Source organism: Vallitalea pronyensis, from assembly GCF_018141445.1.
GTDB lineage: Bacteria > Bacillota > Clostridia > Lachnospirales > Vallitaleaceae > Vallitalea > Vallitalea pronyensis.
Genome location: NZ_CP058649.1, coordinates 4972470 through 4984294, shown reverse-complemented (window position 1 = coordinate 4984294; position 11825 = coordinate 4972470). Strand labels below are relative to the sequence as shown.

Sequence of the window (11825 nt, the reverse complement as noted above, 5' to 3'; positions counted from 1 at the left end):
CATGTTTATCTTACCTATTCTAAGCTATACTGCTATTAGAATAGTCCCTATAAACATACATCTAAATCGGAAAGGAAGAATGTCATGAGTATCAATTATTGTGAGGATAAAAAACAGTTTCATTTACAAGGTAAAGATGTAAGTTATATCTGTAAAGTCGACCAATATGGTCGTTTGATTCATGTCTACTATGGCAAGAAAATAAGGCAGATGAATACAGTAGGTATGGAAACAACCAAACCTGTTACTTGGAGTCTGATGCCTGAAGAAGATGAACATTATGCACTGGATACAGCTCTATTAGAATATGCCACATATGGACATGTGGACCATCGTACACCTGCCCTTCACATTGAGCAAGCAGATGGTTCCACCATCATGGATTTCAAGTATGAAAGTCACCACCAATACAAAGGTAAAAAAGCACTAGATGGTCTTCCAGCAACCTATGCTGATGAAGAAGAAGCTCAGACGTTAGCCATTGTTCTAAAGGACAGTCTAAGTGGTGTAGAAGTGACGCTCAGCTATACGGTGTTTCATGAGGAAAATGTGATCACACGTTCTGTTCAAATCAAGAATGGTGGACAGGAACCCGTTCGAGTATTAAGTGCTCAGAGCTGCTGCGTGGATTTTGAACATGCAGATTATGATATGATGCATTTATCAGGAGCATGGACCAGAGAACGTCATGTGGTACGGCGTAAGATCGTTCCAGGTGAACAGAGTATTGGCAGTACAAGAGGAGCAAGCAGTCATGTGCATAACCCCTTCTTAGCATTATTATCACCAGATGCAACAGAAGATACAGGTCAGGTATATGGTTTTAACTTTGTCTACAGCGGTAATTTCTCCGGCCATGTATCTGTTCAGGAACATGACCGTACCCGGGTGTTAATGGGTATTCATCCTTTTAATTTTACATGGCAGTTAGAAGCAGGAGAAACCTTCCAAACGCCAGAAGTGGTCATGGTCTATTCCCATAAAGGATTAGGGGACATGTCAAGAACGTATCACCGACTCTATCGCAACAACTTAATGCGGGGTGTATGGAAAGACAAAGAACGGCCTATATTAATTAATAATTGGGAAGCCACTTATTTTGATTTTACCAGAAAAAGTATAGAAGCATTAGCGGAAAAAGCCAGCGAGATTGGTGTGGAATTATGTGTATTAGATGACGGTTGGTTTGGTAAACGGGATGATGACCGTTGTTCACTAGGGGACTGGATCGTTAATGAGGACAAACTTGAAGGTGGCTTAGATATATTAGCTAAGAATATTAATAAGAACAACATGGCTTTTGGGCTATGGTTTGAACCGGAGATGATATCGCCTGATAGTGAACTTTATCGAAAACATCCGGATTGGTGCCTGCATGTTGAAGGAAGAGACCATGTCCTGACAAGGTATCAGCTGACCTTAGACCTATCCAGACAAGAAGTATGTGATTACATTCTTGATGCTGTTTCCAGTATATTATCCACTGCGCCAATTACCTATGTGAAATGGGATATGAACCGTTACATGTCCAATGTATTTTCCAAAGGTCGTCTGCCTAAACAGCAGATGGAAACGTGCCATCGCTATATGCTGGGACTCTATGACATTTTAGAGGAATTAGTGAGGCGTCATCCAGATGTGCTGTTTGAAGGATGTGCAGGTGGCGGCGGACGATTCGATGCTGGTATGTTATATTATATGCCGCAAATATGGACCAGCGATGATTCAGATGCCATTGAACGGCTGAAAATTCAGTATGGTACCAGTATGGTTTACCCCATTTTGTCCATGTGTAGTCATGTATCCACTGTACCCAATCATCAAGTGAAGCGTGTCACACCACTTGATACCCGAGCTCATGTGGCCATGAGTGGCAATTTTGGCTATGAACTTGATATTACCCAGTACAGTGAAGATGAGATGGACGTGTTGCGTCAGCAGATAGCCTTTTACAAAGCCAATAGACCCTTGATTCAATTTGGCGATTTCTATCGTCTTAAAAGTCCTTTTGAGGATAATTGTGCAGCTTGGATGTTTGTATCAGCAGATCAAGAAGAGGCGATTCTATTCTATGTCAATGTACTTGGTATACCAAATCCAATGGATCGTCATGTAACACTTAACGGTCTTCATGAGTCATTCGATTATGTCATTGATGGCATGGAAGGTGTTTTTGGTGGTGACCAGCTCATGTATGGGGGATTAACCGTACCAGATTTAAAAGATTTTGAGAGTGTATGTTATACATTAAAAAGGGTAAAATAGGGCCAATATCAGTCATATAAGACATGAAGCGAAACATATAGCCATAATGGCAAAACATAAACCCTTGTTCATGCAGCCGTGCATCTTGCTTGAACAAGGGTTTTATAAGCTTAATTTTTTTATAGTTCTAAAAACCTCTCAATTATCAAAAAAACATGTTGAGACAGTAATAGCTTGTTATGATTTTAATCGATCAGCAAACCAATCACTGATTGTTGTCAGCACTTCAAGGTAATGATTGGATACACAATGGTTACCATCTTCCCATATTTTGATGGTTTTATCTGTAGAAGACGCTTCATCATGTATGCGTTGTACCCCTTCGACGCTGAATATGGGGTCAGGTTTTCCATGAATAATGAGAAGTGGCGCTGTTATGTTTTCACATCGATCTTTCATGTTCATTTTATCAAGCATCTTGAACACGTCTTCGTCATTTTTTCCTGTTAATGCCTTAAACACATGGGTAAAGTTAGGAAGGAAGATTAATATTTCTTTGGGGTTGTAAGAACCGCCGCTAAATGCAACAGCTTTTAATTTTTTGCTATAGGCTGCTGTTCTTGCTACCAGATAACCTCCAAAGCTCCAACCCACCATTCCAATGTTTATACCTACTCGATCATCATTGTACATGTACTCAACAACAGCATCCAAGGCTTTTTCAACATCTAAAGGCATATAGTTTTTATTAAAAAGCCGTGTTTCACCTTGACCTGGACCGTCTATCATTAAGACAGCCATACCTCTTTCTACATAAAATTCTGTATGGTTATGATGTTCCTCACGCCAGCCATCAGCACCGCCAATGGATATGATAAGTGGGCAGTTGTTATCGGCATCTTTGGGGAGTCTTAGCCATCCCACCATGGTATAATCACCATAAGGTATTTCCACTTTTTGAATAGGTGGATCAAATCCCTTAGCCGCTTCGGTGTAGCTATCAATCAATTTACGATACATACGAATTTTTGCCTCATTATCGGGAATAATGGTATATTGCCCGACACGATATACGGCAGTTGCTCTTAAATAAAAGGACCGAGCTGTTAATAAATGACCTTCTTCCACAGCCTTATCAGCTTTTAATCTCGCCTGATCACCCAGCTGTTCACATATTTCTGCAAAGTTCCCTCCGTTTTCATAGGCCTTCATAAGCACTTCATAGTCGCATACATCTAGACCAGATGGAATAATGCGGTTCATGGGCATGGTTCGAATCTGTTCATTGGGTTTATTATTCATAGCAAAGCCTCCTCATATTTTTTAGTACACATGTACTAATTTTATTTTAGCACATGTGTACTAATGTTGTCAAAGTAAAATGTTGCTAGGATTGAATTGAGATGATGGGATACATGAAATCCATTTTGATTTTACACATAAATATGCTATGATTAATTTTAGATAAAAAATGAAAGGACTATTTTAATGAACAAACAGCAAAACAAAAAGCAGGAATTAAAGATAAGCATATTAGAAACAGCCATTAAGTTGTATAATGAACATGGCTACAATACAGTTACAGTTCGTGATATTGCCCATGCATTGCAAATAAGTCCAGGCAACATCACTTACCACTATAAGAAAAAAGTGGATCTTATGAAAGCCATTTTTGAGCTGCAATACGACGATTACAAAAAAATGGATTTATCAAGCGATGTGGATGTGGAAGGATTAAACACGCTTTTTCACAAGATGATTAGCCATCAGCAAAAATACTATTTTTACTTTAACAACATTGTTGAGATACCTCGTTACTACCCGGAATTATCCCATATTCAGAAACAAATCATTGGTCAATTCTATGATTTATATAAAACGATTTTGCTGAACTTTCATAAGAAGGGGATTGTAAAAGACCCACTGATCCAAGATGCCTATGGGGATATTGCATTAGGGCTTCTATCCATTGTTCTGTTTTGGTTTGAACAGCATGAACTCCACGAAAATATTCCTAATCATACCATTGTTCAAGTACTATGGAATAACATATTACCAAGTTTTACCGATAAGGGCGTGGCTATGTACTTGGCCTTGGAAGAAAAATAAAAATTACTATAAGTCAACCCATGCATGACATATTTTCAGTATTGAAAGGAAAGAAAAGATGAAAAAAGTTTTACACCTGACCATCCTATCAGTTATGATGTTGACAATTGGATGCAGACATACAATGAGTACGGACAGGGATAAAGAAAAAGCAGACACATCAGAAATACAACAACATGCTAGTGGGGAAAATAAGCATGAAGAGACCACATTATCCCATGAGATTAGTGAAGCCAACGCTGACTTGGATGTTATTAGCTGTTTGAGCGATTTAGGTATCAGTGATATTCGTAAAGCAACCATGGACCAAGTGAAGGCATTAAAGATAATGCCTGTTGCAGATAATGCAGCTGAACAGATCCTTCCTACTGAAGTGTATGACTGGGAAGTTGACGATGGTCATTATAAACTGCTTCTTGGCATCTATAAAAAAACCAGATTTATGCTGCTCTATAGGGAATCTGGACAATATGCAGATGGTCTTTGCTGGTCCATTAAGACGGATGACTATCCAATAGCTACCTATAGGAGTAAACAGAATGCTTTTTCCGTAACATCTTTTTGTAAGGATTGGGGAACGGGTATATCACTCTTTGTAGGGCAATGGTTTGATGTTAATAAGGGTAAACTTATCAAGTACTTTGAATACCCATTGTATGGTTATGAGGGAATAACAACAAGAAGGGGATATCCTAAAAACTATCAAGTAGTAGATGAGGGATATGATGAAAAAACAGGAGATTTCCATGTGACTTATCAGTTAGCTCTTGATTTGGATTCAATGGAGCAGGAAATGGTAGGCACGAAGAAGACTGTTGTTTACAGATGGGATGATGTGAACAAAGTATTTGACTATCAACACGTGGATATCCATGATGTGTTAAAAGAAGTCTTGTTGACAGATGATGTAGAGGATGTCATTTTGAAAGAAAATCATGAGGCCATCAAAAGGATTGTTGAGCGTTTGAAAGAAGAAAATGAAATGGATATGGGTTGTATCGTTGCCTTCTTATCAAAATGTAGCCAAAGTAATGAAAGAGACCATATGCTAGAGATTCTAAGAGAAAGACTGGTTGAAAAAGAAAGTGCGTTCAGTGAAGATTATTTAAGAATGATTGAAAATGCGTTGTAGGTGACGAAAAATAATCCTATATGCGTAAACTATGCTAATACTACATATGGAGAATACCGATGAAAGATATAAAAGAAACGGATTTATACCCACCGATTCATAAGTACTTCACGGATCTAGGTTACCAAGTAAATGGTGAAGTTAAAACTTTAGATGTAACAGCGGTTAAAGATGATAAGCTGATTGTCATTGAGTTAAAAAAGAATCTCAATATGAAGCTCCTTATTCAAGGCATCAAACGGCAGCGTCTAACGGACCAAGTGTATATCGCTATCCAACGGCCTAAGAAAACTTTTTCAAGGGAGTGGAAAGATAAACTGCATCTTATTAGACGGCTTGAATTAGGTTTAATCGTGGTGTCGTTTACTAGGAAAACACCTCTTGTTCAAGTCATCTGTGACCCGAAACCATTTAGCCGCACCCAGAGCATGAACCGAGCTAAAAAAAGACAAAAGGGTATTTTGGATGAAATAAAAGAACGTAGTGGTAATTATAATGTAGGGGGGAGTACCCGTAAGAAAGTGATGACTGCTTATCGAGAAAAGTCCATACATATCGCTTGTTGCCTCCAATGCTATGGTGAGTTATCACCTAAACAGTTAAGAGCATTAGGGACAGGTGACAAAACCACATCTATTTTAAGTAAGAATTTCTATGGGTGGTTTGAAAGAATGCGAAGGGGTGTCTATGATTTAACAGATGGGGGTCAGCAAGCAATCAAGGAATATGCATTAATCGCGCAACACTATCAAGTATTGATTCAAGAGAAGGAAAAAGAAATTACGAAGTCTGAAAATAGTCTATAAGGTCACATACTTATGATGCGGCAGTCGATGTATCTGATAACTTAAAAAGATATACAATGAAAAAGTTTGCCATGCTATTGAAGAATCCCCTAGCTTGGCAAACTTTTCTATTAAGTGAGTTGTATAGCTAATCATTATACATAGCTTGTCCTGACGTCAGTACACAATACTGTAACATGCATAACTTGGATGCAATATGAGGTTATTGCTATAAGTTGACTTATGATTTACCCATGTATAATGGTTGTGCTTATGGTCTAGTTTTGGGGTAAAGAAGTTAATCGTATGTTGGCGTTGCTTAATAAACCAAATGTCATAAAGAGTTGTTCATCTGGTTTTAGCCCACCATAACCAAAGTTAGGATATATGTCAATGGTATCACCGCCATATACCCACCAATTTGAATCAGTAGCCCAATTCGAATCATTGATAAGTACTTTACATTCAAACTTTTGGCCTTTTGGAATAGCTGTTGTTTCCCATACCCATGTATCACTTCCGGTATTCGTCATTTGTATGCCGTTGTTCCAGTTTAATGGGCTGGTATCCCCTCGTATAGACATAGAATTACCATAGCCTACATCATAATGAGCCACAACTTTTGTTACCTCATTGCCACCATTGCCACCATTACCATTACCTCCGCCACTATTACCAACATTAGTCCAGACATTCATGTAGCCATTCCATCCAGATGCAGCAGCGTGGTGGTTACCATTTGAAGGCTTCCAATCTGGCCAGTCAAGTGCAATAGCAATATTATGGTTCGTGCCTTCCACGATGACTGCTCGACCCGTTCCACCATTGGTTTCGTCATAAAGAATCTTTGAATCTGCTCGAATACCGGCATTTTTACGTACCCAAATCATACTTTTCAGCCAATCATAACCTACGCCTCCACCAATCAAATCGGACCAAAAAATACAAGGTGTACCAGGTGTAGCAAGAATCCAAGCATAACATTTTGAACGTGCACCTTGAGAATCATCGGGTGCTTGGTTACCATTACCTCTAGAAATTTCACTATCATGGTTTTCCACAAATGTAACCGCTCTAGCACGTGCTTCTGCTCTAGGATTGGTGTGAAGACCACCAAATGTGGATGGGTTTCCACTGTTCAGATTCCACTTTTCATAGAAATCAAAGCCTGTACTTCCTGTTGCAGCACACCAGTCTTCTAAGTTCCCTGAAGTAGGATTATAACCAGACCAGTCATATTCACCAACCACAAAACTTGCGTTGGTATCATTGTTCCAGCCAAGAGCCCGATCAGAAGGATAGCCATGACACACATCATAACGCCAGCCTGCAGCTCCCTTATTTTTGAGTACCATCATAGCATCTCTTATGTAAGGATAGGCATTACCTGTATTTAATTCGTTTTCTTCTGAGAATGAATAACCTGGTTCCCATGCATTGGCTCGCCAAATATTAGAATATGTTGGCCATGGAGAATCAGGGTGGAATCTGTCTGCGTGATTGGCAACGATATCAAAAATAACGCCTATACCTTTTGCATTCATGGTTGAAATCATGTTGTTCAATTCACCCTCGGTACCATGAGCCGAATCAAGTCCAAAATCATGCCACCAATAGCCAGAACCACCTGTATTGGTACTATCGTCATCCCAAGGACCAGGACTCCAAATCATGGTAATACCTGCATCTGCTATCATGTCGGCTTTGCTGGACATGGTGTTATACCAGCTGCCTGGTGCATCCCAAGCACCCCAATAAAAACCTTGAAGAAGAATTTCATCCCCACCACCATTACGTGTACTTGGTGCAGCATGCATGGTTAAACTACTGATTGACAAGCTGATAATGATGAGTATACTTAATAAACTTACTTTTAATGTTCTTTTCATCTTTTGTAACCTCCACTTAATATAAAATATAGTCTTACTTCGTCTTATGAACAGATAACTGGTTTAAGGAAAATAATTGGTATAGGTACGCATAATGAGACCTCCTTCTATGGTATTAACGTTGAGTAGATAAAGATAAGTTCGTTGAATGTCTTTATGTTATTTTATAATGTTCTTTATAAGGGTGTTCATAAATAAGGGGGCATTGGCATGAAGACAATTAGCACTTATGAATAATATAAACAGTAAAAAAAGCATACAAATAACGCAAACGGTTGCATAATTTACCGTAAAATATGTAACCATTTATAGAGCCACATCCTGCACAACCTTCCATATCCAGTTCTATTCAGGTAGGGTTATTTCTTTTATATTAAACTATTTTTAGAGAATGTTTCAATAAAATATGAAGTTTTTTGAGTAAAAAGTATTATTTTCAATAAGGAGAATGATAGACAATGTATAGGGCAATAAAGAGCTGCAACGACCATAATAATGAGCAAACGATTGCATTGTTTATTAAAAAAATATAGGTGCCTGATTATATAATCTTATTAGGAACAGCATATGCTTCATCTAAGATGGAACATTCTGTTACCATATGTATATTAATTTGATGAAATTTATGGTACATTAATATTATACACGGATAATTCTAAAAAGTAAACAATTTTTTTAAATTATGATGTGTGTTAAAAAATTTGGACATAATTTATGAAGCAGAAGACTCAGACATAATGGATGGTTCATATACCACCTATATATAAGCATTGAATCCCATCTATTATTGACCATGAAATAGATAGAGCCACAAATAGACCTACTGAACGGAATAACGTAAAAAAATGTAACAAATGTTACTGATAATCATTATCAATATGTTATAATGAACATATATTAATCCATTGAAGGAGGTTTATCACATGTTAGATAAAAAAGATAAAGCATTATTTAAAGAGGAAGTTGGATTTGTACCACCTGGGGTTATGATTGCAGAAACATTTGGCAAACCATTTCAAGATACCATAACGGCGTACCATCATCAAATATGGGGGGAAGGTGTCATACCCCTAAAATATAGATATTTAATAGCTTTTGCAACAGCTATCTTTGATAACAATGAACGTCGGGCGAAGCTGGAAATGGTTAAGGCTGTTAAAGAAGGAGCAACGAAGGAAGAACTATTTGAAGTGATTAAACAGCAGATATGGATGAAAGGTGCACCTACCATGGTACAAGTAGCCCCTCTTATTGAAGCCATTCATAAAAAATTTAAAGTGTAACTTGCCTTTAAGCTTGAATAAGCTTACAATAGAATGAGTAGAACTAGAGAATGAGGGTGAGGCATATTTTTTCAGACATTAGAAAGCAGATTCGTCGCATTAAGATATTTTTCTTTGTGACATGTTGCATCTTTGGGTGGGCAATGATTAGATTTTTAGGGGGAGAGAATGAGCAAGTAAGCGTTTTCTTTATCTTTGTTTTATGTTGTGTGATGCTCACAACCATTGGTTTTCTTATAAGTGCTCTTAACGCTGTTTGTATAGAGTTGCGAGACTTACGAAGTGAATGTGTTAAAAAAGAGGATACAAAGCAAAAGTAACGGTTATAAAAAATACGTTGAATGAAGCAAATGAATGAGAAGGTACTGTCAAATAAGTAAAAGAGGCAGTGCCTTTTTCCATGTACAGTACAAAGATAGTATATACCATAAGCATAGCATGTTTAAAAAATCATGGACAAAAAAACGTCCTTCATGTATACTGAATGTGGAAACGCTAACATATCAGAAAAAAAGCGTGTTTAGCAGGCCATGGAAGAACAGTTGTTGAGGAGGAATGAAGCAATGTCCGTTACCATAAAAGATATAGCAAAAGCGGCAGATGTATCCTTAGCCACCGTCTCTCGTGTTCTCAATGGTTCAGGCTATGTAAAAGAAACAACGCGAGAAAAGGTTCATGATGCCATTAAACAGTTACATTATACACCAAGTGCTATTGCTCGGAGCCTTTCGACCAATAAGACCAATACCATTGGTGTTATTATTCCAGATATAAATAATCCCTTCTTTGGTGAAGTGATTAAAGGCATTACGCAAGTGGCCGATGAACATCAGCTTAATATCATTCTATGTGATACAGATGATTGTAAAGAAAAAGAGTTAAAAGCGATAAAGTTATTGCGTGAACAGCGTATTGAAGGTATTCTGATGACACCCACTTATGGTGAAGAAGCTCATGACAGTGCGTATATGAGCACACTGGACAATTTGGGGATACCTGTTATTTTAATGGATGGTCATGTTAAATACGCCAATTATAGTGGGGTGTTCATTGATCATGTACAGGGTGCATATGACGGTGTAGAAGCACTGATTCATGCAGGTCATGAGAAAATTGCTATCATAAATGGACGTCTGGATTCAAGACCTGCCAAAGAGAGGTTTTTAGGCTATAAAAAAGCGTTAAACAAGTACGCTATACCCCTTCACGAACAATACATTTTTAACGGTGAGTACGATCATGAGCGAGCTTATACCATGACAAAGAAAATTCTCCTATTGGAAGACAGACCGACAGCTATTTTTGTAAGTAATAACTTATCCATGTTAGGCTGTGTCAAAGCCCTGAATGAGCAGAGCTTAAGTATTCCAGATGATATGGCTATCCTAGGATTTGATAAGGTGGATGCCCTCAATATCATTGGTATGAATATCAGTTTTATTAATGGACCCACTACCTTGATGGGTAAAACAGGCATGAACATGTTAATAGAGAGCCTAGAAAAACAAAAAGATGTCCATATGCGTGAGCTTAAGCAAATAACCCTATTACCTGAATTGCACTTGAAAGGGTCTGAGAAGAAGAGTGTATAAAAAATATGTAAGCGATTACACATTAATATAAATTAAAGGAGTGTTGAAAATGAAATTAAACCGTTATATTGATCACACATTATTAAAACCACAAGCCACAGAGGAACAGATTAAGCAGGTTTGTGCAGAAGCTAAAAAATATGCCTTTGCATCCGTTTGTGTTAATGCTTATTACACATCCCTTGTAGCCAAAGAATTAGAGGGTACAGATGTGAAAACATGTGTTGTTGTTGGGTTTCCATTAGGTGCTACTACCCAAGCAGTAAAAGCTTTTGAAACAAAAGAAGCCATTAAAGATGGTGCAAAAGAAGTGGATATGGTCATTAATATTGGGGCATTAAAAGATAAGAAATATGATGAAGTAAAAGAAGATATCAAGGCTGTTGTTGAGGCAGCAGCAGGGCAAGCATTGGTAAAAGTTATTTTTGAAACATGTCTATTAACCGATGAAGAAAAAATCAAAGCTTGCGAGCTATCCAAAGAAGCGGGTGCAGATTTTGTTAAGACATCAACAGGATTTTCTACAGGTGGCGCAACGGTAGAAGACATTCAACTCATGAGAAAAACTGTTGGACCGGATATGGGTGTTAAGGCTTCTGGCGGTGTAAGAACAACGGAAGATGCAACAGGTGTTATTGAAGCAGGAGCTAGTCGAATAGGCGCTAGTGCAGGCATTGCTATTGTTGAAGGTTTAGGCGATACAGGATCAGATTATTAATCAACCCTATTCAAAAAATCTAACAGAGGTTTAGAACTTATGCCAAAGAAATCATTCTCAAGAAGAGATCGTTTATAAGATGTAGTCATATTATTTAAAGAAATGGGAAACA

The 11825-nt window shown here is 37.9% G+C and carries 10 protein-coding genes; 8 read left to right on the top strand and 2 right to left on the bottom strand.

The window, feature by feature from the left end; all coding sequences use genetic code 11:
* Positions 1-84: 84 nt before the first annotated feature.
* Positions 85-2265, top strand: coding sequence for an alpha-galactosidase (locus HZI73_RS20760; protein ID WP_212695271.1), 2181 nt, complete (start codon positions 85-87; stop codon positions 2263-2265).
* A 177-nt stretch (positions 2266-2442) separates the two neighbouring features.
* On the opposite strand, the gene HZI73_RS20755 is transcribed toward HZI73_RS20760, so the two are convergent.
* On the bottom strand, positions 2443-3507 hold the full coding sequence (locus HZI73_RS20755; protein WP_212695270.1) for an alpha/beta hydrolase family protein: 1065 nt from the start codon (positions 3505-3507) through the stop codon (positions 2443-2445).
* Positions 3508-3693: 186 nt separating this feature from the next.
* On the opposite strand from HZI73_RS20755, the gene HZI73_RS20750 reads away from it, so the two are divergent.
* The 3 genes from HZI73_RS20750 to HZI73_RS20740 are packed head-to-tail and all read left to right on the top strand — an operon-like array spanning position 3694 to position 6252.
* Positions 3694-4314 (top strand): TetR/AcrR family transcriptional regulator, encoded by a 621-nt coding sequence (locus HZI73_RS20750; RefSeq protein ID WP_212695269.1) that lies wholly within the window; start codon positions 3694-3696, stop codon positions 4312-4314.
* A gap of 58 nt (positions 4315-4372) precedes the next feature.
* Complete coding sequence (locus HZI73_RS20745) at positions 4373-5446, top strand: hypothetical protein (RefSeq protein ID WP_212695268.1); 1074 nt, start codon at positions 4373-4375, stop codon at positions 5444-5446.
* Between the two features lie 59 nt (positions 5447-5505).
* The gene (locus tag HZI73_RS20740) at positions 5506-6252 is read left to right on the top strand and encodes a DUF2161 domain-containing phosphodiesterase (RefSeq protein ID WP_246552236.1); all 747 of its coding nucleotides are present in this window, start codon (positions 5506-5508) and stop codon (positions 6250-6252) included.
* A gap of 257 nt (positions 6253-6509) precedes the next feature.
* On the opposite strand, the gene HZI73_RS20735 is transcribed toward HZI73_RS20740, so the two are convergent.
* A complete protein-coding gene (locus HZI73_RS20735) occupies positions 6510-8120 on the bottom strand; it encodes a glucan 1,4-alpha-maltotetraohydrolase domain-containing protein (protein WP_212695267.1) in 1611 nt (536 codons plus the stop codon).
* 923 nt (positions 8121-9043) lie between these two features.
* On the opposite strand from HZI73_RS20735, the gene HZI73_RS20730 reads away from it, so the two are divergent.
* From HZI73_RS20730 to deoC, 4 genes are all read left to right on the top strand, one after another.
* On the top strand, positions 9044-9403 hold the full coding sequence (locus HZI73_RS20730) for a carboxymuconolactone decarboxylase family protein (protein ID WP_212695266.1): 360 nt from the start codon (positions 9044-9046) through the stop codon (positions 9401-9403).
* Between the two features lie 143 nt (positions 9404-9546).
* A complete protein-coding gene (locus HZI73_RS20725; protein ID WP_212695265.1) occupies positions 9547-9723 on the top strand; it encodes a hypothetical protein in 177 nt (58 codons plus the stop codon).
* Positions 9724-9966: 243 nt separating this feature from the next.
* A complete protein-coding gene (locus HZI73_RS20720) occupies positions 9967-10995 on the top strand; it encodes a LacI family DNA-binding transcriptional regulator (protein ID WP_212695264.1) in 1029 nt (342 codons plus the stop codon).
* A 49-nt stretch (positions 10996-11044) separates the two neighbouring features.
* Positions 11045-11713, top strand: coding sequence for a deoxyribose-phosphate aldolase (gene deoC, locus HZI73_RS20715; RefSeq protein ID WP_212695263.1), 669 nt, complete (start codon positions 11045-11047; stop codon positions 11711-11713).
* Positions 11714-11825 lie beyond the last annotated feature (112 nt).